At 67.9% G+C, this 25971-nt stretch carries 21 protein-coding genes; 10 read left to right on the top strand and 11 right to left on the bottom strand.

Translation table 11 applies throughout. The annotated features are described in order from the left end of the window. Positions 1 to 5 precede the first annotated feature (5 nt). Positions 6 to 1877 carry a chloride channel protein gene (locus JL101_RS09750; protein WP_203102530.1) on the bottom strand — a complete coding sequence of 624 codons (1872 nt, stop codon included), beginning with the start codon at positions 1875 to 1877 and terminating at the stop codon, positions 6 to 8. A gap of 292 nt (positions 1878 to 2169) precedes the next feature. After that, on the bottom strand, positions 2170 to 2922 hold the full coding sequence (locus JL101_RS09745; protein WP_407697415.1) for a DUF502 domain-containing protein: 753 nt from the start codon (positions 2920 to 2922) through the stop codon (positions 2170 to 2172). Between the two features lie 264 nt (positions 2923 to 3186). Here JL101_RS09745 and JL101_RS09740 point away from each other — a divergent pair, with 264 nt between their 5' ends. The 3 genes from JL101_RS09740 (at position 3187) to JL101_RS09730 (ending at position 6069) form a co-directional block, all read left to right on the top strand. Beyond that, positions 3187 to 3885, top strand: a complete 699-nt coding sequence (locus JL101_RS09740; protein ID WP_228435382.1) for a Crp/Fnr family transcriptional regulator — start codon at positions 3187 to 3189, stop codon at positions 3883 to 3885. A 36-nt stretch (positions 3886 to 3921) separates the two neighbouring features. Continuing rightward, positions 3922 to 5712, top strand: a complete 1791-nt coding sequence (locus JL101_RS09735) for a monovalent cation:proton antiporter-2 (CPA2) family protein (RefSeq protein ID WP_203102528.1) — start codon at positions 3922 to 3924, stop codon at positions 5710 to 5712. Positions 5713 to 5853: 141 nt separating this feature from the next. Continuing rightward, positions 5854 to 6069 (top strand): hypothetical protein, encoded by a 216-nt coding sequence (locus JL101_RS09730; RefSeq protein ID WP_203102523.1) that lies wholly within the window; start codon positions 5854 to 5856, stop codon positions 6067 to 6069. A 2-nt stretch (positions 6070 to 6071) separates the two neighbouring features. Here the strand turns inward: JL101_RS09730 and JL101_RS09725 are convergent, their stop codons facing one another. The 6 genes from JL101_RS09725 to JL101_RS09700 all read right to left on the bottom strand — a co-directional run bounded on the left by JL101_RS09725 (position 6072) and on the right by JL101_RS09700 (position 13930). Continuing rightward, positions 6072 to 6473, bottom strand: a complete 402-nt coding sequence (locus tag JL101_RS09725; protein ID WP_203102522.1) for a DUF2934 domain-containing protein — start codon at positions 6471 to 6473, stop codon at positions 6072 to 6074. A 173-nt stretch (positions 6474 to 6646) separates the two neighbouring features. Beyond that, positions 6647 to 9307 (bottom strand): ATP-binding protein, encoded by a 2661-nt coding sequence (locus JL101_RS09720; protein WP_203102521.1) that lies wholly within the window; start codon positions 9305 to 9307, stop codon positions 6647 to 6649. 83 nt (positions 9308 to 9390) lie between these two features. Further along, positions 9391 to 9888: a response regulator gene (locus JL101_RS09715; RefSeq protein ID WP_203102520.1), complete on the bottom strand. Its 498-nt coding sequence runs from the start codon at positions 9886 to 9888 to the stop codon at positions 9391 to 9393. A gap of 237 nt (positions 9889 to 10125) precedes the next feature. Next, entirely contained in the window at positions 10126 to 11388 is a 1263-nt protein-coding gene (locus JL101_RS09710) for an MFS transporter (RefSeq protein WP_203102519.1), read from the bottom strand. Positions 11389 to 11520: 132 nt separating this feature from the next. Next, positions 11521 to 13110, bottom strand: coding sequence for a methyl-accepting chemotaxis protein (locus JL101_RS09705; RefSeq protein WP_203102518.1), 1590 nt, complete (start codon positions 13108 to 13110; stop codon positions 11521 to 11523). Positions 13111 to 13183: 73 nt separating this feature from the next. Continuing rightward, positions 13184 to 13930, bottom strand: coding sequence for a substrate-binding periplasmic protein (locus JL101_RS09700; RefSeq protein ID WP_203102517.1), 747 nt, complete (start codon positions 13928 to 13930; stop codon positions 13184 to 13186). Between the two features lie 357 nt (positions 13931 to 14287). Between JL101_RS09700 and JL101_RS09695 the strand changes: the two genes are divergently transcribed. The 3 genes from JL101_RS09695 to JL101_RS09685 all read left to right on the top strand — a co-directional run bounded on the left by JL101_RS09695 (position 14288) and on the right by JL101_RS09685 (position 17799). Beyond that, on the top strand, positions 14288 to 14923 hold the full coding sequence (locus tag JL101_RS09695; RefSeq protein ID WP_203102515.1) for a LuxR C-terminal-related transcriptional regulator: 636 nt from the start codon (positions 14288 to 14290) through the stop codon (positions 14921 to 14923). Between the two features lie 261 nt (positions 14924 to 15184). Continuing rightward, entirely contained in the window at positions 15185 to 16606 is a 1422-nt protein-coding gene (locus JL101_RS09690) for a bifunctional enoyl-CoA hydratase/phosphate acetyltransferase (RefSeq protein ID WP_203102513.1), read from the top strand. Continuing rightward, positions 16603 to 17799, top strand: coding sequence for an acetate/propionate family kinase (locus JL101_RS09685; RefSeq protein ID WP_203102512.1), 1197 nt, complete (start codon positions 16603 to 16605; stop codon positions 17797 to 17799). The genes JL101_RS09690 and JL101_RS09685 overlap by 4 nt, the downstream gene beginning before the upstream one ends. A gap of 55 nt (positions 17800 to 17854) precedes the next feature. On the opposite strand, the gene JL101_RS09680 is transcribed toward JL101_RS09685, so the two are convergent. Next, positions 17855 to 18136: a hypothetical protein gene (locus JL101_RS09680; protein ID WP_203102509.1), complete on the bottom strand. Its 282-nt coding sequence runs from the start codon at positions 18134 to 18136 to the stop codon at positions 17855 to 17857. Between the two features lie 170 nt (positions 18137 to 18306). Here JL101_RS09680 and JL101_RS09675 point away from each other — a divergent pair, with 170 nt between their 5' ends. Beyond that, on the top strand, positions 18307 to 18774 hold the full coding sequence (locus JL101_RS09675; RefSeq protein WP_203102507.1) for an RT0821/Lpp0805 family surface protein: 468 nt from the start codon (positions 18307 to 18309) through the stop codon (positions 18772 to 18774). 98 nt (positions 18775 to 18872) lie between these two features. On the opposite strand, the gene JL101_RS09670 is transcribed toward JL101_RS09675, so the two are convergent. Further along, on the bottom strand, positions 18873 to 19982 hold the full coding sequence (locus JL101_RS09670) for a porin (RefSeq protein WP_203102505.1): 1110 nt from the start codon (positions 19980 to 19982) through the stop codon (positions 18873 to 18875). A gap of 409 nt (positions 19983 to 20391) precedes the next feature. On the opposite strand from JL101_RS09670, the gene JL101_RS09665 reads away from it, so the two are divergent. The 3 genes from JL101_RS09665 (at position 20392) to JL101_RS09655 (ending at position 24148) form a co-directional block, all read left to right on the top strand. After that, complete coding sequence (locus tag JL101_RS09665; RefSeq protein ID WP_203102503.1) at positions 20392 to 22278, top strand: potassium/proton antiporter; 1887 nt, start codon at positions 20392 to 20394, stop codon at positions 22276 to 22278. Between the two features lie 84 nt (positions 22279 to 22362). Further along, complete coding sequence (locus tag JL101_RS09660) at positions 22363 to 22995, top strand: DedA family protein (protein ID WP_203102501.1); 633 nt, start codon at positions 22363 to 22365, stop codon at positions 22993 to 22995. Positions 22996 to 23095: 100 nt separating this feature from the next. Beyond that, positions 23096 to 24148, top strand: a complete 1053-nt coding sequence (locus JL101_RS09655) for an SGNH/GDSL hydrolase family protein (protein WP_203102499.1) — start codon at positions 23096 to 23098, stop codon at positions 24146 to 24148. 7 nt (positions 24149 to 24155) lie between these two features. On the opposite strand, the gene JL101_RS09650 is transcribed toward JL101_RS09655, so the two are convergent. Then, positions 24156 to 25913: a potassium/proton antiporter gene (locus JL101_RS09650; protein WP_211111282.1), complete on the bottom strand. Its 1758-nt coding sequence runs from the start codon at positions 25911 to 25913 to the stop codon at positions 24156 to 24158. Positions 25914 to 25971 lie beyond the last annotated feature (58 nt).

Raw genomic sequence — 25971 nt, 5'->3', positions numbered from 1 at the left:
AGCGGTCAGTCCGCGCCGTACAGGTTCTTCATGCCCAGCTCGTCGCTGCGCTGCTTCTCCAGTTCCTGGTTGTAGCGGCGCAGCGCATAGGCCTCGGTCAGGTAGCCGACGATCTTGCGGCTGCTCGGCCCGTCCAGGACGGGAAGGGTCTCCTCCTCCGCCTCGCTGAAATGCTTCAGGGCGGTCCGGACGTTGGTCCGGGGCAGCAGGAAATAGCGGACGTTCCGGGCAAGCTCGGAGACCTGGGTCTCGTCCGCCTTCTCGTCCAGGTCGGGGTTGTGGACCGCGGCCATGTCGACCAGCCCCATGTACTGGCCCGACTCGTCGACGACGAAGACCTGCTTGACGCTTCCCAGCGGGTAGATCCGGCGGAGCGCCGCGATCCTCATGTCTTCGGCGACGATCTTCTGGTCGCGCCGCATCAGCCGGCCGACGGTGAGATCCTCGATCCAGCCGACATCGTGGGCGCCCCGGATCGGCACCCCGCGCAGGTGGAAGCGCCAGGTCGCGAAGGAATAGCCGAAGACCTTGCGGACCACCACGCTCGAGACCACCACGCCGGTCAGCACGCCCAGCGTCGCCGGGAAGTCGGCGGTGATCTCCAGCACGAGCATCACCATGGTGATCGGCGCCCCGATGATCGCAGCGGCGACCGATCCCATGCCGACCAGCATGAAGGCCGTCTGGCTGACCGAAAGCTCGGGATAGAGCCCCAGCGCCAGCTCGGCCAGGATTCCGCCGAACAGGCTGCCGAGGAACAGCGACGAGCTGAACAGCCCGCCGCGGAACCCCGACCCGAGGGAGATGGCGGACGCCAGGATCTTCGCCGACAGCAGCGCGAGCAGCACCGGCAGGGCGAGTTGCCCGTCCAGGCTCATCTGCAGGGCGCCGTGGCCGCTGCCCAGCACCTGGGGAACCGCCATCGCGATCAGGCCGACGCAGAACCCGCCGATCGCGGGGCGCGCCCAGATCTGGGGCGCCATCCGCCGGAACAGCCGCTCGGACACGGTGACCGCCTGCATGGTCAGGATGCCGAGCCAGCCGGAGGCGAACCCGACCAGCGCGAAGGCGGCGTAATCGACCGCGCCGACGCCGATCAGGGGCGCATCGACCGCGAAGATCGGCGCCACCCCGATCGTCATCCGCGCGACCAGCGTCGCCGTCACGGCGGCGACCGCGACGGGGGCGAGCGCCGCCAGGGTGTAGCTGCCGATGACCAGCTCGAAGGCGTAGAAGGCGCCGGCGAGGGGAGCGTTGAACGCGGCGGCGATCGCAGCCGCGGCGCCGCAGCCGGTCAGGATGCGCAGGTCTCCGCGGCGGAGCCGCATCACCTGCCCCACGGTCGAGGAGAGCCCGGCCCCGGTCTGGGTATAGGCGGCCTCCATCCCGACCGAAGCGCCGCAGCCGTTGGAGATCAGGGTCGAGACGGTCAGCCGGAAGCTGTCGACCAGGGACATCTTGCCGCCGAACAGGGCGTTCGCCTCGATCGGGTCGACGATCTCGCCGGGGCGCCAGCGGCGCACGAAGAACATCAGGGTCCCGACCAGCAGCCCGCCCAGGGTCGGGACCACCAGCATGGTGGCGGGAGCGATGCCGACGCCCTCGCTCAGGTAACGTCCTTCCCCGAGGTCGAAGACCAGGTGGTGCAGGAATTCGACGAAGTCGTGGAGCAGCATGACCCCGAACCCGACCACGCCGCCCAGCAGGCCGCTGACCAGGATCAGGACGAGCTCGCTGTTGCGCAGCTTCCGCGTCGGAATCGAAAGGCTCAGGCGGCGGCCTAGCCGGGACTGGTCGGCCTGCCCGGACGGCGACCCGGACTTGGCGTCGTCATCCTTCGCCTGGGCGCCGGACGTGTAGCGTGTGACTTCGGACATGGGAGGGGAACACGGCACTCGGTCTGATTGCCCGGCCGAACCGGAAAAGGGGGCTTCACCAGCCTTAACACCCGAAGCCCCCAAGCGGCACCGAGGGAGATCGCGGGAAGCCGCCCGGGTCCGCCCGGTGCCCTCCGCCCAGTCTCCTCGGCCCAGTCTCCCCGGCCCAGTCTCCCCGGCCCAGTCTCCCCGGCCCAGTCTCCCCGGCCCAGTCTCCCCGGCCCAGTCTCCCCGGCCCAGTCTCCCCGGCCCAGTCTCCCCGGCCCAGTCTCCCCGGCCCAGTCTCCCCGGCCTACTCCACGGTCTCCGGCGCCCTGGACCGCTCCTCGACGCTCCCGCGCCGGGCGGTGACCGGACGGCGGTCCGGCGGCGTGACGATCCCGCCGGAGACGACCATCTTGATCCCCTCCTCCACGGTCATCTCCAGCACGTGCAGGTCGGAACGGGGGACGAACAGCAGGAAGCCCGACGTCGGGTTCGGCGTGGTCGGGATGAAGACGTTGACCACGTCGTCCACCGTCAGGTCCTGGACCTCGCCCTGGGTATGCCCGGTGATGAAGCCCAGGGTCCAGATCCCGCGCCTCGGATACTCGACCAGGACGACCTCCCGGAAGGCGGCGGACTGGTTGGCCAGCACCGTCTCCAGGATCTGCTTCGTGGCGCCGTAGACGCTGCGCACCACCGGCATGCGGGCCAGCACCGCCTCGCCGGCGCGGACCACCAGCCTTCCGATGACGCCGGCGGTCAGGGCGCCGGTCAGCGTGAGGGCCACGATCACGATCACCACGCCCAGGCCGGGGATGCTGAACGGCAGGTAATTTTCAGGATTGTACTGCGCCGGGAGGAGCTGCGACACGGCGGTGTCGATCAGGTTGATCACCGCCCAGGCGAGATAGAGCGTGATGGCGACCGGCGCGGTCACCAGGATGCCCGCCAGGAAATAGGCCCGGACCCGGCCCATCAGGCCGATGCGCAGGGGCTTGCCGCCCTTGCCCGGGGTGGCGGGGGAGGACGCGGACTGATCGGGATCTTCTTGGGGGAGCACGGGCGGAACCTGGGCTGACACGCTGGTTGATGATGGGCCGAAGCCGACGGCGGCACAATGCCTCGATTGCCGTGACTCATGAGATCGGTGCTGATCGGAAGCGTACAACAGGTCATTTCGCCGGTGCGGCACGATTCCGGATCGGCCGGGTGGTTTCAGGGGGTCGCGGGCGAAACTGTCGTGGGCTATCCTCCCCTCAGCCTTCGCTCTCCTCGTCCGCCCTCGCCGTTCCATTGCGCCCCTTGCTTGCTGGAGTATCCAACCGTGCCGGAAGTGCAGGCCGCCTCGCTAGACCGGATCGATCTGCTGGCGTCCCTGACGCCGGAAGAACGTGCCGCCATCGTCCGCCAGTGCAGCTGGCGCCGCTACAAGGCCGACGAGCAGATCATCGACCATCTCAGCGAGACGCGGGATGCCTGCCTGGTCGTCGAGGGCCGGGTGCGCGTCGTGATGTTCTCCATGTCCGGCCGGGAGATCAGCTTCGACGACGTTTCCGCCGGGGGCTACATGGGCGAGCTTTCGGCCCTGGACGGCGAGCCGCGGTCCGCCACGGTGGTGGCGCTGACCGACACGCTGATCGCCTTCGTCCCGCCCCGCCTGTTCCAGGAGATCGTGACGACCCATCCCAAGGTGGCGCTGATGCTGATGCAGCGGATGGCCGCCGTCATCCGGAGCGCTACCGGGCGGATCATGGATCTCAGCACGCTCGGGGCCAACAACCGCGTCCATGCGGAGCTTGTCCGGCTTGCCAAGCCCGGGCTGAAGCCCGACAACACCGCGGAAATCTCTCCGATTCCCGTCCATGGCGACATCGCGAGCCGGGTCAGCACGACCCGGGAGACGGTCGCCCGCGTGCTCAGCGACCTTGCCCGGAGCGGGATCGTCGAGCGACGCAGCCATGCGCTCGTCGTTAAGGATTATTCGCGGCTGGTCGATATGGTGGAGGAAGTCCGGGGCGAGTGACCCGTCCTCCGAAATGCCCCTGCTGTCGAGCCGCGAATGCACGCCACCCAAGATCTTCACGACGTCCTCATCGTCCTGGCGGCCGCCATCCTGGTGGTGCCGATCTTCCAGCGGCTGCGCTCCAGCCCGGTGCTGGGATATCTCGTGGCGGGAATGCTGATCGGCCCGGCCGGGCTGGCGATCGTCTCCGACGTTTCCGGGATGACCGTCCTGGCCAACTTCGGAGTCGTGTTCCTGCTGTTCACGATCGGGCTCGAACTGTCGATCGAGCGGCTCAAGGCGATCCGCTTCCATGTCTTCGGGCTGGGCACGCTCCAGGTCGTCGTCACCGCGGCCCTGTTCTATTTCGCCGCCCGCTGGCTGGGCCAGCCGCGCGAGGCGGCAGCGATCCTGGCCGGCGGCCTGGCGCTCTCGTCCACCGCCATCGTGCTGCAGATCCTGGTGGAGCGCGGCGAGCTGCCGACCCGGCACGGCAGGGTGTCCTTCGCGATCCTGCTGCTCCAGGACCTGGCGGTGGTCCCGCTGCTGACCCTGGTGCCGCTGCTGGCCGGCGGCGGGACACGCCTTGCCGGCGCGCTCGGCATCGCCGCGCTGAAGGCGGTCGCGGCGCTGCTCGTCATCCTGGTCGTCGGGCGGCTGATCCTGCGGCCGGCGCTGCGCGCGGTCGCCGCGGCGAAGTCGCCGGAGCTGTTCACCGGGGTGACGCTGCTGGTCGTGCTGAGCGTCAGCTACCTGACCGAGGTCGCCGGCCTGTCGATGGCGCTGGGCGCCTTCCTGGCGGGCCTGCTGATCGCCGAGACCGAGTACCGCCATCAGGTGGAGGGCGACATCGAGCCGTTCCGGGGAATCCTGCTCGCGCTGTTCTTCATGACCGTCGGCATGACGATCGACCTGGGGCTGGTGGTCCGGGAAGCGCCGCTGGTGCTGTCGCTGGTCGCGGGATTGGTGCTCGGCAAGGCGGTCGTGCTGACCGTGCTGTGCCGGTCCTTCGGTTTTCCCACGGCGGTGTCGGCCCAGGTCGGGCTCAGCCTCGGCCAGGGCGGCGAATTCGCCTTCGTCCTGTTCAGCCTCGCGATGGCGCTGGGCGTGCTGGGGGGGCAGGTCGGTCAGCTCATGCTGGCGGTCGTGGCCCTGACCATGGCGCTGACGCCGTTCCTGATGGTGGCGGGCCGCTGGATCGGCTCGCTGCTGTCGCCGCGGGTCGGACCGGCCGAACTCCACCGGCTGGAGGAGGACGCCCGCGACTTCAAGGGCCATGTGATCATCGCCGGATTCGGCCGGGTCGGCCAGACCATCGCCCGGCTGCTGGAGGCGCAACGCCTGCCTTACATGGCGTTCGACCTGGAGCCGTCGAGGGTCGCGGAGGGCCGGGCGCGCGGCCTTCCGATCTACTACGGCGACGCGAGCCGGGCCGAGGTCCTGAAGGCCGCCGGCGTCAACCGCGCCCGTGCGGCCGTGGTGACGCTCGACCAGCCCCACGCGGCCGAACGGGCGGTGGAGGCGATCCGGCGGCTCAGCCCCCTGCTCGACATCCATGCCCGGGCGCGGGACCATGAACACCAGAAGCTTCTGCACGACGCCGGTGCGAATCACGTCGTCCCGGAGATGGTGGAGGGCAGCCTCCGCCTGGGCGGCCTGCTGCTCCGCTCGCTTGGCCGCTCGTCCGGGGAGATCGCCGAACAGCTCGAAGAATTCCGAGGGGAAGCTTACGCCAAGCTGACCAATCTGATTCCTCCCCAAACGGATCGACAGAGGTCCGCGCCATCAAAGGATGGAAAAACCCCGCAAGGAGAGTGCGGACATTTCCAAGGGCGGGAGAACGGCTGAGTAGCGCAATGTGCGAAGGCTTGTTTTCTCAAAAGAGGTAGTTCGTCTGAAATCGATCGCAGGGACCAGTCTTTTACCAGTCATTAACCGGAAAAAAGCGTAATGGAGCCACGTTCAACATGAGCCGAAGGGCCAGTCGACATGCGCACCCCGATCATCGCTTCCGAACTCCGCTCCGCCTGCCGGGTGCACGCCCGTCTGCTCGACAGCTTCATCGAACTGACCCGCGCCGAACTGGACCGGCAGACCTGCTCCTTCGCGCAGGAGAGCCTGCGCGAACTGCTGGAATTGATGCGCGCCGATCGCAAGGCTTACGGCGCGCTGGGCGGCCTGATCGCGGTGAGCGACGCGGCCTGATCCTACTCCTTGGATTTGGCCTTCCGCGTCCTGGTCGTCTTGGCCGCTCCGGCTGTTCCCGACGGTGCCGGAGCCGGTTCGGCATCACCGGCGGCGACCGTACGGCGGGTGCGGGTGCGCTTGGGAAGCGGTTGCTCGTCCGACTGGTTGGTCGGACCGCCGATATCCTCCTCCAGGCTTTCCGCTGCCAATAGCGGTTCGACAGGCTCGGGATGGACGACGGTATCGTCGCCGCCCTGCGACGGATTGGGGGCCAGCGTCTGGGACTGGTTGTCCTCGATCGCGATTTCTTCCTTGGCCAGCGCCCAGTGGTCCGCCTCCCGTCCCTCCGGGCATCCCTCGCGCTGCCAGATCTCATAGGCGCGTTGTCTCACCCGACTTTCAACTTCGTCGAACAGGCTCATTCCCCTAGATCTCCCTTTGCCGGTTTCCGGCAATCATATCAAGGCAGTCACGGCGCCGCACAGGAAAGCTGAGAACCACCGTCACGGGTTTTCCGCCACGGCCACCGGATTGTCCGAGCCTAACGGTCGGCGTCCGCTCCTGTTCCCTTGGTTCCGCTCCGCGCCCCGACCGTTCAACGAACCGCCGATGCCGGCAGATCGTCGATCGCCCGGGTAAGGCCGCCGATCGCCTCGGCGAGCTGGCGAGGGTCGACCGGCTTGGTCAGGCACCGGTTGAAGCCGGCGGCTTGAAGCTCCGCGTGCCGTTCAGGTATGGCGTCGGCGGTGAGCGCCACCAGCGGCAGTTCGGCCGCCCGCCCCTGCATCGCCCGGATCCGCCGGGCTGCTTCCAGCCCGGTCATCACCGGCATCTGAAGGTCCAGGATGGCGATGTCATACCCGCCTGCCGCCACCTCGTCCACGGCCCGCGCGCCGTCCTCGGCGGTCCGAACCTCATGCCCCATGCGCCGGATCATGGTCGCGATCAGCAGGCGATTGAGATCGTCATCCTCGGCGAGCAGCACGCGCCTGGGGGCGGCGTCCGGCACGCCCCCATCCGGGCGGGGAGCCGGGACGGGCACGGCGGAGCGTTCCAGGCTGACCGTGAACCAGAAGGTCGACCCCGCGCCGGGAACGCTCTCGACCCCGATGTCCCCGCCCATGGCCTCGACCAGCCGCTTGCAGATCGCGAGGCCGAGGCCGGTCCCCCCGAACCGGCGGGTCGTGGTCGCGTCGGCCTGCGAGAACGCCTGGAAAAGGTGGCGGCGCTCCTCCTCGCTGAGGCCGATGCCGGTGTCCTCCACCTCGAACCGGACGATCAGGCCGGCGGAGTCGGACGGCACCTCCGAGACCCGGATCTCGATGCGACCCCGCTCGGTGAACTTGAGGGCGTTGCCGACCAGATTGAACAGGACCTGTCGCAGCCGCACCGGGTCGCCGCGCACCTCGTCAGTCTGCAATCCGTCCCGGAGGACCGTGAAGGACAACCCCTTGTCGGCCGCCAGCCGGGCATACAGGCCGGTGACTTCGCGGGTCACCGTGCCGAGCCGGAACTCGACCTGCTCGAACTGGAGCTGGCCCGCCTCGATCTTCGAGAAGTCCAGGATGTCGTTCAGCACGGTCATCAGCGTCTCGGCGGATGTCCGCATGATGGCCAGCCATTGGGCCTGCTCGGTGGTCAGACCCGTGTCGGAGAGCAGGTCGATCGTGCCGAGCACGCCGGTCATGGGCGTGCGGAGTTCGTGGCTCATGATCGCCAGGAACTGCGACTTGGCCTGGTTCGCCGCTTCGGCCGCTTCCCGCGCCTTCCTCACGGCCTGCTCCGCCTCGACCTCCCGGGTCACGTCCCGTCCGACGCCGCGATAACCGGTGAACCGGCCCGTCCGATCGAACACCGGCTTGCCGCTGGTCGACAGGTGCCGGACCGATCCGCCGGGCATGATGATCCGGTAGGTGAAATCGCGGAACGGGCGGCGGGCCAGGAGGTCCGCCCTGTAGCGGTCCCAGGTCTCGCGGTCGGCATCGTCGGCCGGCTGCGCCGCGATTTCCTCCCTCAGCGCCCCGACGAAGAGGTCCTGTCCGGCCCCGGTCAGGTTGATCCCCTTGGAGATATAGGTGAAGCGGTTGTCCGGCCCGGTTTCCCAGAACCAGTCGCTCGATACCTCGGCCATGTCGCGGAACCGGGCCTCGGACTCGCTACGGCTCTGCTCGCGCTGCTCCAGGCTGTCGGCCATGTCGTTGAAGGCGCCGGCCAACTCCCGCAGTTCACCGCCGGAAGGCAGCGGCGCCCGGACCGACAGGTCGCCCCGCCCCAGCCGTGCCGCCGCTTCCCGCAGCCGGTCGAGCCAGCGCAGCACCAGCACCTCCCCGGCCAGGGCGGCGGTGGTCAGGGATGCCGCAGCCACCAGGAAAAGGGTCACAAGGCTGATGGTGCGTTGCCGGTCGACCTGGGCCAGGACGGCGTCGCGTTCGATGCCTACCGCGAGCCTGGCGCCGGTTCCGGGAAGCGCCACATGGGCGAACAGGCGGCCGACTCCGGACAAATCGGAGGTTTCGACGGTGCCCTCCAGACTGCCCAGCATGGCGGCGACCAGCGGATGATCCGCGACTTTCGAGCCGACCGGCGGGTCCGACGGGGCGGCGACCGAGCCATGGGCCAGCAAAGTGCCGTTCCCGTCGACCAGGACCAAACTTATGTCCTTCGCATTGACGACCTGCTCCGCCAGCCTGTGAAGCCAGCCGATATTGATGCCGGCCATCGCGACTCCGGCGATCCGCCCGTCCGGCCGGCTGAACGGCAAGGCGGTGCCGAGGACCGGCCGCCCGCTGACCCGGCCGATCAGGTAATCGCTGACGACGAACCTGTTCTCCGACACGGCATCCCGGAAGTAGGCGCGCTCGGCCATGTTGAGGGCGAGGCCCCCCGGATGGTGGCTGCACGGCACGCTGCCGTCGGGCCGGGCGATCCAGAGCGAGGTTAGGCCGGGCTGGTGCCGGACGATCTCGTCCAGCATCCCGCTGCAGGTTCCCTCCTCGAATTCCCGCAGGGCCGGAACGGCCGTGAGCACCTGGAGAAGCCCTCGCACCTGGGCGAGGACCTCGCCCTGCCGCATGCCCGCCTCTCGCGCCAGGGTCATGACATCGTCGCGCGCGCCGGTCAGGATCTGCTGGCGCTGCTGTTCCAGGAGGTGAAGGACCAGGAGGGACAAGGGAAGGACGCCGCAGCATACCAGCAGCATCAGGCGCAATCGAAGACCGCGCAGGACTCCCCACAGCTTTTCGGTACCCACCGGCATTCAGCCGCATCCACCGCAGTGAAACAGTCTCCCGAGACCGGAACAATCACGGATATGACACGAATCCACGGTAACCGGCTACTTCATCGTTGCCATGCCGTTCGAATCTCAAGCTCCTTGCGCATGCTCGGGCAGGACGCCATGTCTCCGGGAGCGACGAGGGCCTGCAGTTCCGCGGAGCCGATCGGCTTGGCGAGGCAGCCGATATCCTCGGCCGAGACGCCTCGCAAGGCGTCTGACAGGACATCGCCCGTGACGATGCAGGCGGGGATCTGCTTGCCGAAGCGGGTCCGAAGCAGACGGACAGCCTCGAGCCCAGTCATTCCCTCACCCAGGCCCTGGTCGGCGATGATGAGGTCCGGAACGAACTCCCGGCTGGCGATCAGGGAGAACGCCTCACGGATGCCGGTGACCGCCAGGACCGAACATCCCAAATCTTCCAGCGTGAAGGCGAAGGCTTGGCAAACCGCGGCATCGTCGTCCAGGACCAGGACATTGGCTCGGAAATCCGCAGCCCGAAAATCGGCTGGCGAACCGCCCCACCCTTCCGGCGCGGAAGCGTCTGGATGTCGTCTCTCCACGTCCGGCTCCGCCTTTTCGGCCTTTTGTCATACGTCGAAGCACGATAGCACGCCTTCCAGCATATATCACTAAGTTTTCTAAATAGTTCTGAATATTTGCTTCGCAGTTCAAAGACTGTCATATGCAAGGTCGAAGAAACTTACCGGCAGGATTATGACATCAACTGCCACGGCGTTTGCTTTCGCGAAGAAAATCGATAGTTACCGTTGCCCCGCAACTTTCCACCGGACTGAGCATCAATCGGCATGGCTTTCCGGCTCCAACGCCCGGATGATCCGTGCGCGTCCCGACCATGTCCAGAGCCAAGCCAATACGGCGAACCCCGCGCTCACGGCGAGGGGGACGCGGAGCCCGAACCGTTCCGAAGCTACCCCGACCACCAGCGCGCCGAGGGCCGGACCGCCGCGGAAGATGACCCCGTAAAGGCTCAGGACCCTGCCCCTCATCTCGCCGGCCACCGACAGTTGGAGAAGCGTCTGGGTGCCGACGCCCGTGACGACCATGCAGGCTCCCAGGATGCCGAGCGCCGGTATCGCCACCCACCAGCGGTCCGTCGCGACGAAGGCCAGCAGGGCGAGCGACAGCACCAGCGTGTTGCCCAGCGCTATGCCGGTCAGCCCGCCGGGATCGGTCCGCCGGGCCAGCCAGAATCCGCCCAGCACCGCGCCGGCTCCGATGGTCGAGGTGAGCACGGCCAGCCCGCCCGCTCCCGACGCGAACACCGCCGCCGCGAACCCCGGCAGCAGTTCCACGACCGGACGGACGCACAGGCAGACCACGATCAGCAGCATCATCATCGGCGCGATCCCCTCGTGCGAGGCGGTGTAGCGGATTCCGTCCCCCACGTCGCGGAACAGCGAACTCCGCGCCCGCGGCGGTGCCGGCGGTTCGGCCGGCAGGCGGATGCGCGACAGCGCCACGAGGAAGAACACGAAGCTGAGGGCGTTGACGGCGAAAGCGGTTGCCAGCCCCCCGGTCACGATCATCAAGCCGGCAACGGCAGGACCGATGAACCGGGCCGAATTGAAGATGATGGAGTTGATCGCGACCGCCGCCGACAGGTCCTCGCGCCGCACCAGGCTGGGGATGAGCGCCAGCCGGGCCGGCTGGTTGAAACCGGCGATGACGCCAAGCGCCACGGTCAGGGCGAACAGCAGTTCGATGGTCATCAGGTCGAACCAGGTCAGCCCGAAGAGGGTGATCGCCTGGACCATGGCCAGCGTCTGGCTGACCTTCGTGACTCGCAGACGATCCCACCGGTCGGCCACCGCTCCGGCGAAGGGGCCGACGAACACCGTCGGAAAGAGGTCGGCGAACGCGATGGCACCTAGCCACGCGCCCGAACCGGTCAACTGCCAGGTCAGCCAGCCCACCGCTATGCGCTGCATCCACGTGCCGATCAGGGATACCGCGTTGCCGGCGGTGTAGAGACCGTAATTCGGATTGCGCAGGGCTCGGAGGATGCCACCGAAACCGGCGGCGGAAACGGACGGGGGCAAGGGGTGCGATGCTCCTGGATGACGGGTCCGGATCGGGGAACGACCGCCGACGCCGCCGCAAGGCGCCGGCCGATGATCCAACAGCCGGAACCGCCGAAAGGCTCCTCCGCCCTGTCGACAGCCTGCTCGCCGTCAGGCCGCCTTCACGGAGTCCAGGAACTGGCGGACTTCAGTGCGGAGCGCGCTGAATCGCTCCTGCAGCTTCGCCGCGAGTTGCACGGTCTCCCGTGCGGCGGTGGAAACTTCGTGGGAGACGCCGGCAGCCTCCTGGATGGTCAGGGCGACCGTCTCCGCCCCCTCGGCCGCTCCGCTGATCTGGACCGCGATCTCCGTCGTGGCGCCGAGCTGCTCGCTGATGGCGGCGGATATCTGGCCGGAACGGTCGTTCAGGTCCATGATAGCGGCGGAGATCTGCTGCATGGCGGAGACCGTTTCCTGCGTCACCGCCTGGATCGCCCGGATCTGGCCGGCGATCTCCTCCGTCGCCTTGGCGGTCTGGCTGGCCAGGTTCTTGACCTCCGACGCGACGATGGCGAATCCCTTGCCCGCCTCCCCCGCCCGCGCGGCCTCGATCGTCGCGTTCAGCGCCAGCAGGTTGGTCTGTCCGGCGATCTGGTTGATGAGGTCGGTCACCTCACCGATCTTGTGGGCGGCCTCCGCCAGCGACTCGACGGTCCGCCGGGTCTCGTCCGCCTTGCCGATGGCCTGGCCGGAGACCAGCACCGACTGGCCGACGCTTTCGGCGATGACCTGGATGGACGTGGTCAGTTCCTCCGCGGCGCCGCTGGCAATGGATACGCTCCGGGATGCCCGCCCGGCCGCGGCGGCGACCGTGCTGTTCCGCCGGTCGACGGCGAGCGCGCCGTCGAGCACTCCCTCCGCCCCGGCCTTCATCTGCCCGGCGGTCCCGGACACCTCCACGACGACCAGTTCGACGCTGCCGTCGAAGGCCGCGGCCAGATCGGTCAGGCGCCTGGCCCGCGCCGCTTCCGCCGCCCGGGACTCGATCTTCTCGGCTTCCAGCCGCTCCCTCTCCAGCGCCTTGGCCTTCAGCACGTCGACCGCGCGCGCCATGGCGCCGATCTCGTCGCCGCGTCCGGTATCGGGAACCGTGACTCCGTGGTCCCCGCAGGCCAGCCGCCCGACCAACCGGGTCAGTTTCTCCAGCGGACCGCTGAAGGAGGCGATGATGGCGTAGAGGATGGCCATGACGACCACCAGCGCCGCGACGCCGCCGCCGATCTGGACCGTCGCCTGCGAACGCAGATGCGCGTCGGTCCGCGCCGTCTTCAGGCGCAGCACGTATTCGCCGATCCTGGCGGATTGCCCGCCGGCACCGCCGCGGATTTCCCGGACGACCTCGATGAAGCCCTCCGTCGCCTCCAGGTCGCCGACGGCGGCGACGACCTTCCCCTTGGGATCGCGCACGAAGCTGGCGAGGTAGTCGGGGTCCCCTGCCGCCGCCTTGACCAGTTCGGTTACCTGTTCGAAGTCGAGGTCGAACAGGGGGATGGCCGCGGACCTCGCCTGGAGCGCGGCTATGATGTCGGCACGGGTTCCCAGGTCGGAATAGGCCGCCTGCTCGGACCTGTGGAGTGTGAAGCCGATGGACAAGGCGCCGGACAGCAGCATTGTCGCGCCGATCAGGATCAGCGCCTTCTGGCGGATACCGAACCGGCCGGTGATTCCGGCGGCTTCCGGTGCAGCGTTTGGATCGGGCATGTTCCGCTTCGACCGTGGTTCGAGGGAAAGAAGGCTTCCGGGCCGGGGGAAGGCTGGCCGCCGGGACCCGGCGTCAGGGCAAGGCGCCGGCCGCCTTGAGCTTCTCGAATCCGGCGTCCAGCCTGCCGACCAGTTCGGCCGCGTCCGGGCGTTTCAGCGAAACGACGAAATGGCAGTCCAGGCTGGAGATGAGGCTCGACTTCAGGTCGGGCGGACGCTTGCCGCCCAGCGCCTGCTCCATCGGAAGCTCGTACTGGAGCAGGATGGGCGCCCGCCCGGCGACCAGCAGCTGGAGGGCCTGCTCGGGAGCCCTTGCCTCGACCATCTGCACCCCGTTGGCGGGATCCTCGAAATAGCTGCGCCATCCGCCGTAGGAATAGCCCGTCAGCACGATCACCTGCTTGCCGGTCAGGTCCTCCTTGGCCTTGACCTCCGGCACCGTGCCGATCGACCACGCATGGAGATCGATCCTGGCGATCACCGACCTGCTCGCGACCGTCGTGCCCTGGAACGCCTCCGGCGTCTTGATGCCGATGAACATGTCATAATCACCCACTGCGATCCCCTGGAACAGGCGCCGCGCCGGGACCGACTCCGCGGTGAACTCCACCCCGGCGTCGGCCGCGACCTTGCGCGTCAGTTCGACCAGGCTTCCCTTGGGCGTGCCGTCGGGATCGGTATAGGTGTAGGGAGGCAGTTCCACGTAGACGACCTTCAAGGGTCCGGCCTGCGCCGGGAATGCCCAAACCGCGCCGACCAGCAGGAGTAACGCCGCGGCCAGCATCGGCCACGATCCCGATCCGGCGAAATACCTATGCATGCTGTCTCCTCGGCGCAGGAATTTGAAACGGGTCCGCAGTTCGTTCGAAATTAAAATAGTTAGATTCAAATTCTATATATCTCGTTGCATATCCTGATTCGAGGACCCTCGGCAAGAGTAGTTTTCAATGTCCTCTCCACTCCGAATGCGTCCGCGCTCCAACCATGCCACAGATGCCCTGGCGGGAGTCCGGGGGCGGCATCGGCGGCCAAAATGTCGCATCCGGTGCCCGGCGCGTTCGCAACTGGATTATCAAGCCAGAAAAAGAAAATTTCTTTACCGTTTGTGAACTACTTCACTGTCTCCGTTCGGCTCGCATGGTCTTTTTGGGTCAGGTTCCCGCGATGGAGAATACCCATGACCCCGACCCTGCTGATCGACCCGCACCGCCTGTTCCGCCAGGGATTGGTGCGCCTGCTCGAAGGCTCGCGCTACCAGGTGGTTGCCGAGCATGCGACCGTCGAGGAGGCGCTGGCATCGCGGCTCTCGGAGATCAGGCCGGCACCTCGGCTGATCGTCCTCGATCCCGGCTCGGACAAGGCCCAGTCGATCCCGGCCCTGCGTGCCGCCATACCCGACGCCCGCCTCGTGATGCTGACCTCCAATCTCCAGACGGACCGCCTGCGGCAGGCCGTCGAGGCGCATGCCGACGGTTACCTCACCAAGGATCATGATCCCGGCGAACTGACCGCGGCACTCGACCGCGTGATGGACGGGCATACCCTGCTTCCGGCCGGATTGAGCGCCTTCAGGATCCCGGCCCCCAAGCCGGCGGCGCCCCGCGGACTGACCGTTCGCGAAGCCGAGATCCTGCGCCGCCTGGTCAACGGCGACAGCAACCGGATGATCGCCGACCACCTGTCGCTCAGCGAAATGGTGGTCAAGGCGTCGGTCAAGCAGTTGCTGCGCAAGATCAAGGCCGCGAACAGGACCCAGGCCGCGCTGTGGGCGATCCACCAGGGCCTCGACAGGCCGCGGGCGCTCAGCGCCTGATCCGCGCGGGCGGGCGCCGGGGACGCGGTTCGGAAGGGGAGCGCCCGGCCCACGGGCGCTCCCCTTCCGGCCCGACGGCGTTTTGCCGCACCGCGAAGAAAAGTCCGGGAACGCTAATGATCTCGTCATGGTAAGGTCCTAGGCTGGAGATCGCTGAACGGGGTCCGTCCGCGGCACGGCACGGCGCCGCTGCCCCCGACTCCGATTTCGGCCACCTCAACTCACGGCTGCTTCGGCAGCCGACGTGATTCCAGGGGACCCATGGCACGTAACCGGACTTTCAACGAGATCTCCGTCGGCGACACGGCGACGATCCGCAGGGTCTGCACGGCGAACGATCTGGTGGTCTTCGCCCATGCATCCGGCAACCTCAATCCGCTGACGCTGCCGCGCGACAAGGACCGGAACGGCATCGTCGATCCCGACACGATCGCCCCCAGCATGTGGGTCGGATCGCAGATCTCGGCCGTGCTCGGCAATTCCCTGCCGGGCGCCGGGACGCGCTACCGGGGCCAGACGCTCTCGTTCTACGAGCGGGTGCATGTCGGCGACGAGCTCTCGATCACCGTCACGGTGACCGAGAAGCGCGAACCCGGCATCGTCATCCTCGACTGCAAGCTGGTCAACCAGAACGGCGTCCTGGTCGCGGAGGGCGTCGCCGACGTCCTCGCCCCGACCGAGCACATCGACACGCCCGACGCGGCCCTGCCCAAGCTGATGATCGAGCGGCACGAGAAGTTCACCCGCATGATAAGCGCCTGCGAGGCGCTGCCCCCGCTGGAGACGGCGGTCGTGTTCCCGACCGACCGCAGCTCCCTGGGCGGCGTCCTGCTGGCGGCCGCCGCCCGGCTGATCGAGCCGATCCTGATCGGGCCGGCCGACCGGATCCGCGCCGTCGCGCAGGAGATGGGCGGCGACATCTCCCGATTCCCCATCGTCGAGATCTCGCAGTCGGAGGCCGCGGCGGCCCACGCGGTCGAGCTGGTCCACCAGGGCAAGGCCGGCGCGATCATGAAGGGCAACCTCCATTCCGACGAGCTGCTGCACGAGGTCACCAAGTCCGGCACCGGCCTGCGGACGGCCCACCGGATCAGCCACGTGTTCGTCATGGACGTGCCCGGCATGGACCATCTGCTGCTGGTCAGCGACGCCGCCATCAACATCCTGCCGAGCCTGGAGACCAAGGTCGACATCGTGCAGAACGCGATCAACATGGCCCTGGCGCTCGGCATCAGCCAGCCGCGCGTCGGCATCCTGTCCGCGGTCGAGACCGTCACCCCCAAGATCCCGTCGACGCTCGACGCGGCCGTCCTGTCCAAGATGGCCGAACGCGGACAGATCAAGGGCGGCATCGTCGACGGCCCGCTCGCGATGGACAACGCGGTCGATCTGGAAGCCGCCCGGACAAAGGGCATCGCCTCGCTCGTCGCCGGACGCGCCGACGTGCTGATCGTTCCCAACCTGGAGGCCGGCAACATGCTGGCCAAGGAACTCACCTTCATCGCGCATGCCGACGCGGCGGGGCTGGTGCTCGGCGCCCGCGTGCCGATCATCCTGACCAGCCGGGCCGACGACGAGAAATCCCGTCTCGCCTCCTGCGCGCTGGCGCAGCTCCATCAGGCCTACGCCAGGACCGGCAAGGCCATCCTCGACCTCGGCGGCATCCAGGGAGGGCAGCAATGATCGACTCCATCCTCGTCCTGAACGCCGGATCAAGCAGCATCAAGTTCTCGGTGGAGGCGCCGGTCGGACCGGACTCCGTCCGCATGCTGGCAGTCGGTCAGATCGAAGGCATCGGCACGCACGTCCACTTCGTCGCGAAGGATGCGGACGGCACGGTGCTGGCCGAGACCCGCTGGGAGGACGGCTCCGGCCCGACGGACCATGAAGCGGCGCTGCACGTGATCAGCGAGTGGCTCGACGGGTTCCTCGGCGATGCCCGGGTCCTGGCCGTCGGTCACCGGGTGGTCCACGGCGGCTCCGACTTCTCGGGTCCCGTGGTCATCACCCCCGCCGTCCGGGCGAAGCTCCAGGAACTGGTGCCGCTGGCGCCGCTGCACCAGCCGCACAACCTGGCGCCGATCGACGCGGTCGAGGCCCGCTATCCCGGCGTTCTCCAGGTCGCCTGCTTCGATACCTCCTTCCACCGCGGCCACGACTTCGCCGCCGAGGCGTTCGCGATCCCCCTGAGATATTTCGACCAGGGGATCCGGCGCTACGGATTCCACGGCCTGTCCTACGAGTATGTCGCGCGCCGCCTGACGGAGGTTGCTCCGGACGTCGCCTCGGGCCGGGTCGTCGTGGCCCATCTCGGCAACGGCGCCAGCATGTGCGCGATCCGCGGCGGCAGGAGCGTGGAGAGCACCATGGGCTTCACGGCGCTCGACGGCCTGGCGATGGGAACCCGCAGCGGGCAGATCGATCCCGGCGTGCTGCTTCATCTGATCGGCACGGCCGGCATGACGGTGCCGGAAGTCACCCGCCTGCTCTACCACGAGTCGGGGCTCAAGGGTCTGTCCGGCATCAGCCCGGACATGCGCGACCTGGAACGCAGCGAGGATCCCAGAGCGACCCGGGCGATCGACTACTTCGTCCATGCCATACGCCGCCAGCTCGGCGCCCTGGCGGCCTCGGTCGGCGGGCTCGACGCCCTGGTGTTCACCGCCGGCATCGGCGAGAACTCGGCGATGGTCCGGCGGCGGGTGTGCGAGGGCATGGAATGGCTCGGCATTTCTCTCGATGCCGATGCCAACGAGGGCAACGCCCAGGTGATCTCCACGGCCGATTCGGCGGTCAAGGTGCTGGTCGTGAGGACCAGCGAGGAGACCATGATCGGCCTGCACGTGCTCGAAGCGCTGGAGCAGGCCGTCGCCTGAGGGCACGACGCCGGACGGGCGGCTCCCTAGCCGGGCGCCGCCCGTCCGTCCATCCTCAGTTCAGCATGTCTTCGCCGGGAAGCGGCCCCGGCTGGATCATGTCGCCCGTCGCGGCATCGGTGTCGCTGCTGCCGGTGCGCGGCGCTCCGACGTCGGCGTTGCCGGTCCGCGGGATGCCGGTGGCGGGTCCGTTGCTGCCCCGGGATCCCAGGGTCGCGCCGCCCGACGTGCTGGACCGGCCGTCCGGTTGGGTGTTGCTCCCCTGCTCGCTCAGATTCTCGCAAGCGGTTGCGGCGAACAGGGCGAGGCCCAATGCGGCGATGGCCATGCGGGTCATGCTGTTTCTCCTGTCTTGATCATTGGCCCGCTGCCGCGACGGCAGCCGGCATGACGCAACAACAGGAACGCGCCACATCCATTCCCCTGCCTCCGGGCCCCTCCCGGTCGGAACATTCGCATGATCTCGGCGTTGCACGGGCCAACACGCCTGCCAGAAAGGATGACGCCATGGCTTACCGCAAAGCGACCATCGCCGCTTTCGCCACCCTGTCACTCGGTCTCGGCGCCTGCGAAGGCATGAACACCGGGGACGTCATCGGCAGCTTGGGCGGCGGCGTCGGCGGTGCCGTTCTCGGATCGCAGATTGGCGGCGGGACCGGGCGGGTCGCCGCAACGGCGTTCGGCAGCCTGGCCGGAGCGCTGGCCGGCCAGCAGTTGAGCCGGCACCTGCAGGGCAATGACCAGACGACCGCGGTCCAGGCGGAAGAGACCGCGATCACCCGGAACGAGCCGATCCAGTGGTCCAGTGCCGACAGCGACCGCCGCGGCACCATCGAGCCGACCCGGACATTCCAGAACCCGGGCGGCCAGACCTGCCGCGAATACCAGCATACCGTCTATATCGGCGGACGGGCCGAACGGGCCAACGGCACCGCCTGCCAGCAACCCGACGGGTCGTGGCGGATCGTGAGCTGAGTCGGACAGGCCGCTCCGAATACAAGAAAGGGGCAGCGGATGAACCGCTGCCCCTTTCCTTGTCCGATCGGACCCGGTTGCCCGGGTCCGCACTTCAATTAGAAGTTCAGACGGGTGCTCAGCACGGCGACGTAGCCTTCGTTGCTGGCCGTGGCGCCGTTGGTGAGGTTGACGACGTCCTCGTCCACGAACATCAGGTCGGCCTGGACGATGAAGCCCGGGGCCAGGGTGTAGGCGAAACCACCGCCGTAGGTCTTGTAGTCCGGGGTGTAGGTGGTGAAGCCACCCTTCGCGCCCTCGGCATCGGCGTAGCTCAAGCCGACCGCGAACGGACCGGCCGTGTAGCTGGCGCCGACGTGCCAGGCGCTCGCGTCACCGGCTTCGGTACCGGCGGCAGCGCCGAAGTCGTCGCCGTCAATGTAGCCGCCGCCGAACTTGAAGCCGGCGTAGCCGACCTGGGCACCGGCCTGCCAAGCGAAGAAGTCTTCCAGCTCGGTGGCGCCCAGGGCGTCTTCGCCGCTGGCGGTCGAACCGGTGGCGCCCAAGGCGACCGAGAAGCCGGCGAAGGTGCCGGTGTAGTTGGCGCCGAACTCGAAGAAGTCCTTGTAGGTGGTCTGGGACTTCAGGCCGACGACCGACTGGCCCTCGTTGCCGTTCTGGGTGGCGTAGCTGACACCGGCCTGCACGCCGGCGAACCGCGGGGTCAGGTACATGACCTTGGTGGAGTCACCCGAGTCCGGAGCCTTGATGGTGCCGAAGAAGGGCTGGGCGCCGAAGCGGGTGCCGCCGGAGGTGACGTCCAGGAAGTCGTAGGCGTCGCCGTCGAGCTGCTCGATACCGATCAGCGGGGCATAGATCGCGAGGGTGTCCGCGGCGCCGTCGAAGTCACCGAGCTCGATACGGCCCCAGGTGCCGCCGAGGTAGACCGAGGCCTCGTCCGTCACGATGCCGGCGTTGGCACCCGAGGAGTTCTGCAGCTCGACCTTGGCACCGTAGAGCAGGCCATTGTCGGCCTTGCCGTCGGCGCGGACGGTGATTTCGGTCTCGAGCTGGAACTCGCGGCTGGTACGGCCCGGAACGTCGTCATCGTAGTAGGCACCGAAGAACTCGGTGTAACCGCCCAGGGAAACGGTGATCTGCGCCTGTGCAGCCTGCGCATACAGAGCGGCGGCGGCGATCGCGGTGGTCCCCAAAAGGATCTTTTTCATTTAAGCTACCCCTATCGAGTATTCATTCAACCGACGCAGCCACGATCTTGTCGTCCCCGCTGTCGTCTTGGCCGTATAGATACCTCAATGCTGATCCAGCTGAAGTCCTTTCTGCTTCACAGTGTGAGCTTTGGGCACATATGTGTTGGATCAGTAACATCACCCATACAGCCTATTACTAATACTTTTGATTTCTGACTTCGGGTATATTGTTGCTGCCGGTGACGCTTGGAACCTGTTTTTGTCCTGGTCGGCTCCGGTGTATCAAAGGGGATGCTGGCGCTGTGCGCATGCGTAGCCGTAGGTGAAAGTCTACCCTGGACCGAACACCCGGAAATGCTGCCCGGCTTCGCCAAGCGTCGTCAAAGGGCAGTCCAGCCACAATCTGAAGTCGCGCCGGGATGTTTCCATGGAATTGATCAACCTAATCATTCTCGTCGCCGCGGCACTCCTGCTGGTCAGCATCTTCACGAGCCTGATTTCCTTCCGCATCGGTGCCCCGCTGCTCCTGATCTTCCTCGGCGTCGGTCTCGCCGCGGGGGAGGACGGGATCGGCGGCATCGATTTCGACAATACGCCTGCCGCCTTCCTGATCGGCAGCGTGGCGCTGGCGATCATCCTGTTCGAAAGCGGATTCGACACGCGCTTCTCCAGCTACAAGGCGGCGGCCTGGCCGGCGCTGACGCTGGCGACGGCGGGAGTCGTCGCGACCACGGCCCTGGTCGGCGCCGCCGCCCGCTTCGCCCTGGGCCTTCCCTGGCTGGAGGCCTTGCTGGTCGGCGCGATCGTCAGCTCGACCGACGCGGCGGCGGTCTTCTTCCTGTTGCGGGTCGGCGGAATCACGCTCCGTGACCGTGTCCGCTCGACCCTGGAGATCGAATCGGGGACCAACGATCCCATGTCGATCTTCCTGACCATCGCCCTGGTCGAGCTGATCGCGGCCGGCGGGGCTGCATCGCCCTGGGACCTGCTCCTGATGTTCGCCACCCAGATCGGCGGCGGCGTCCTGTTCGGCCTTGCGGGCGGATGGCTGCTGATCCTGGCGATCAACCGCATCCGCCTGGAGCAGGGGCTGTACCCGGTCGTGTCCCTGTCCCTCGCGCTGTTCATCTTCGCGGCCGCCGGGACGCTCGGGGGGAGCGGCTTCCTGGCGGTCTATGTCGCGGGGCTGATCGCCGGCAACGCCAAGCTGCGCGGCGCGCAGAGCCTGCGCCGGTTCCACAACGGGCTGACTTGGCTGAGCCAGATCGTGATGTTCGTCATGCTGGGCCTGCTGGCGACGCCGTCGCAGTTTCCGGAACTGCTGGCGCCCGCGGCGCTGCTGGCCCTGGTGCTGATCCTGGTCGCCCGGCCGCTGGCGGTCTGGCTGTGCCTGGCGCCGTTCCGCTTCACCGCCAACGAGACCACCTTCATCGCCTGGGTCGGACTGCGCGGCGCCGTGTCGATCCTGCTCGCCATCGTGCCTGCGCTGTTCGGGCTGCCGGACAGCCAGATCTATTTCAACATCGCCTTCCTGATCGTGCTGATGTCGCTGCTGGTCCAGGGCTGGACGATCAGGCCGCTCGCGCACTGGCTGAAGCTGATCGTGCCGCCGCGGATCGGGCCGGTCGACCGCGTCGAGCTGGAACTGCCCGGGCAGGCGGATTACGAACTGGTCGCCTATACGATCCGCGAGCACAGCCCGGTGGTGACAGGGCACCGCCTGCCCCGCTGGGCGCGTCCGTCGCTGATCATCCGGGACGGCCAAGTCCAGACGGTCCATACCGTCCGCCACCTCCAGGCCGGCGATCTGGTCTATCTGTTCACCGCGCCGTCGCGGGTGGCGCTGCTCGACCGGCTGTTCGGGGAGACGCGCGAGCTGGCGGAGGACGACCGGCAGTTCTTCGGCGACCTGAGCCTGAAGGCCGACGTCACGGTGGGCGCCCTGGCGGAGCTTTACGGCCTGCCCCTCTCCGTCCGCAACGCCAGGCTGACCCTGTCCGACCTGTTCCGGCAGGAATTCCGCGACTCGGTCGAGGTCGGCGACCGCCTGCGCATGGGCTCGGTCGAGCTGATCGCGCGGGACATGGACGAGGGCAGGCTCCTCACCGTCGGCCTCGCGCTCGAACCGGCGACTCCGACGGCCGGCCCGCGCATCCCCGTGATCCCCCGGCCGGGCGACCTGCTGCACGCCCTCGACGCCGCCAGGAGCCGCTTCTATTTCCGACTGTGGCAGCGCCGCCAGCGGCGGCAGGCCCGCCGGGCGGAGCGTCGCGCACGGCGCGAATTGAAGCGGAGGGGCGGCGACCGCACATGATCGTCCTGCAACGGATCAACCGGTTCACGGTTTTCACCGGGATCACGGGATGCAAGGTCGACCAAGGCTGAAGGTTGGAATGACATGATTGACTGGATCACCGGTCTGATGAACTCGCTCGGCTATGCCGGCATCGCGTTCCTGATGTTCCTGGAGAACATTTTTCCGCCGATCCCGTCGGAGGTCGTGATGCCGCTGGCCGGTTTCACCGCGGCCGAGGGCCCCTTGTCGCTCGTCGGCGTCATCGTGGCCGGCGTCGTCGGTTCGGTAGCCGGCGCCCTGCCCTGGTACTATGCCGGCAAGAAATACGGCGCCAAGCGGATGCGCCACTTCGCGGAGCGGTACGGGCGCTGGATCACGGTGTCGCCCGAGGATATCGACCATGCGACGGCTTGGTTCGAGCGCCACGGAGGGGTGGCGGTCCTGATCGGGCGCCTCGTGCCCGGCGTGCGGACCCTGATCTCCGTTCCCGCGGGCATCAGCGGCATGCCCATGATCCCCTTCCTGCTCTATTCCACGATCGGGACCGTGGCCTGGACCGGCGCGCTCGCGGCTTGCGGCTACATCCTGCGCGGCCAGTGGCAGGCTGTCGAAGCCTATATCAGCCCGATCAGCACCGCCGTCATCGCCGGCCTCGTCCTCCTGTTCGCCTATCGATTCTACCGCCAATGGAACGGGCGGCGGAAAGGCGAGGAGGCGAGCCAGCCCGGCGAGTGACGGGCCGACCGAACGCGCCATTGCACCGGTATCGCCGTTCCTTTACAAGCACGCCGAAAAGCTCTTTACCAAAGGTTGCAAAAATATGCTGGAGGCGACAATGCTTTGGTGGTTCGCTCATTCGCCGTCGGCGCCGAAGGGCTTGGCGATGCTGGCGGGAATCGGCGTCTCGGTCGGCATCCTGGCGAGCGCCGGCCCGGCCGGGGCGGCCCCGGTCACGTCGGTCTACACGTTCGGCGACAGCCTGAGCGACACCGGCAACGTCACCGCCGCGACCCTCGGCCTGCTGCCGATATCGCCCCCCTACGCGCCGGGACGGTTCTCGAACGGCCCCGTCTGGACCGACATCGTCGCCGCCGCCTACGGCACCGAGTCCCGGCCGTCGCTCCTGGGCGGGAACAACTATGCTGTCGGCGGCGCCACGACCGGCGGGACCGCGTCGGTCGGAGGGGTGCCGGTACCCGGCGTGACCCTGCAGACGCTGGGCTTCCTGTCACGGCTGCCGCCGACCGGCGCGGACCCGGACGCCCTCTACATCGTCTATGGCGGCGGCAACGACGTCCGGAACGAACTGGGCAGCACCCTTCCGGCCGAGACGCTGGCAGCGGCGGCCACCGCCAATGTCCGCCAGTCCGTGACGAACCTCGCCCTGGCCGGCGCCCGCTACATCATGGTGCCCAACCTGAGTGATCTGGCCATGACGCCGGAGTCGATCGCGGGCGGCCCCGCGATACAGGAGCGGGCCACCACCCTGTCGGCCGCGTTCAACGCCGCGCTGACGTCGGTCCTGGCCGGCATCGAGGCGACCTTTCCGGTCGAACTGGTGCCGCTGGACGTCCGCAGCCTGTTCAACGACGTCGCTGCCAACCCCGCCGGCTACGGGCTGACCGACGTGACCACGCCGTGCTTCAGCGGCGCCATCGGCCAGCCCGGGACCGTCTGCGCCAATCCCGACCAGTACCTGTTCTGGGACAGCGTGCATCCCAGCGCCGCCGCGCACCGCATCCTCGGGAGTTACGCCCTGGCCGCCCTGTCCGACTGGGGCGTGGGCGGTTCCGACGGCGACCCGACCGAGGTGGCCGAGCCTGCGACGCTCGTGTTGCTCGCCGGCGGCCTGCTGGGCCTGGGCCTGTTGCGCCGCCGCCGGGCCTGAATGCCGGTCAGGTCCGGCCGGAGCGGCGGAACAACCCCGGCCGGCCGGACCGCGACGGTTCCAGCGCCAGTCCGATCTCGTCGATCTTGTCGTCCGCGGCGGCGCGGACGATCAGCTCGACGGGACCGTAGGCCAGCCGATCCCCCGTCTCGACCCGTCCCTTGAACTCCCGCTTGAGGAGGTCGCACACGGTCAGGCCGGCATCCTGCGGCGGGGGCGCGAACCCGTAGGTCTCCGCGAGCTTGCCAATGGCCGCGTCCGGGGCCAGGGTGAAGTCGCCGTAGAATTCCCGGTCCTTGACCTTCAACTCCGTCGGGCTGGCGAACAGCCGGTCCAGCAGGGGAAGCCTGTCGGGCGAGGTGAAGATCAGCACGAGGTCGCCCGTCTCCACCCGGCCGGCCTTGTGCAGGCGCATGGACTGGCCGTTGCGGACGATCAGCGACGGCCGGGCCCAGCGGGGGATCCGCTCGCCCAGCGTCACCGGGCTGCCCGCCACCGTCCGATAGGCCACCAGCTCGTGGCTGGCGCCCCCCGGCAACTCCAGCTCCACCCGGTCGACCGGGCCGATGCGCGGCGGCACGATGAGGCCGAGCCGGCGCGCCATCGGTTTGATCGTCCAGCCCTGGACCAGGAGGGAGACCAGCACGATGATGAAGGCGGTGTTGAAGAAGATCTGCCCGTCCGGGAAGCCGGCGATCAGCGGCAGGATCGCCAGCAGGATCGAGACGGCGCCGCGCAGCCCGACCCAGGCGATGAAGGCGGTCTCGCTCCGGGTGAACCCGAACGGCATCAGGCACAGCCAGATCGCCAGGGGACGCCCGACCAGGGTCAGGAACAGTGCCAGGGCGATCGCCTGCGGCGCGATGTCGAGGAATTCCGACGGCGTGGCGAGCAGCCCCAGCATCAGGAACATGGTGATCTGGCACAGCCAGGTCAGGCCGCTCTGGAAGCGGCGCAGGGCCCGGGCGCCGTGCAGCCGGCTGTTCCCGGCGAGCATGCCGCCGACATAGACGGCGAGGAAGCCGCTGCCGCCCAGCATCGAGACGCCGCCGAACAGGCAGAGGGCCAAGCTGACGACGATGATCGGATAGAGTCCCTGTTCGAGCTCGATCCGGTTGACCGCCTGGACGATCAGCCACCCCCCGGCGACGCCGCCCAGGACGCCGACCCCCATCTGGAGGACGAAGGAGCGGGCGAGTTCCCACGACATGCCGTCGGCGGAAGCGCCGCCGGCGATCAGCTCGACCAGGGTGATGGTCAGGAAGATCGCCATCGGATCGTTGCTGCCGGATTCGATCTCCAGGACCGACCGCACCCGCTCGCGGATGTTGATGCCGCCGACCCGCAGCAGGAAGAAGACCGCCGCCGCGTCGGTCGAGCTGACGATCGCGCCGATCAGCAGGCTTTCCAGCGGCGGCATGCCGAAGGCGAGATGCGCGACCCCGCCCACCAGCCCGGTGGTCAGGACGACGCCGACCGTCGCGAGAGTCAGGGACGGCCAGGCCGCCGCCTTGACGGTCTGCCACCGGGTCTCGAACCCGCTGTCGAACAGGATTATCGCCAGCGCGATCGAGCCGACGAAATAGGCCAGGCCCGCATTGTCGAAGTCGATGCCGCCGATACCGTCTTCGCCGGCAAGCAACCCGACGCCGAGGAACACCAGAAGCAGGGGCGCCCCGACCCGGAAGGAAATCAAGCTGGTGAGGACACTGATCGCTATGAGGCCGGCGCCAACGAGAATAGCCAGACTCATCAAGTCGATCATGCGTCGAAATCCTTAAATACCTTGGGCGGGAATGCACAAGATATGGGATTTCGACGCC

This window comes from Skermanella rosea (genome assembly GCF_016806835.2).
Classification (GTDB): Bacteria; Pseudomonadota; Alphaproteobacteria; order Azospirillales; family Azospirillaceae; genus Skermanella; species Skermanella rosea.
Note: the sequence above shows the minus strand (reverse complement) of the source record. Positions and strands in the feature narration are given on the sequence as shown.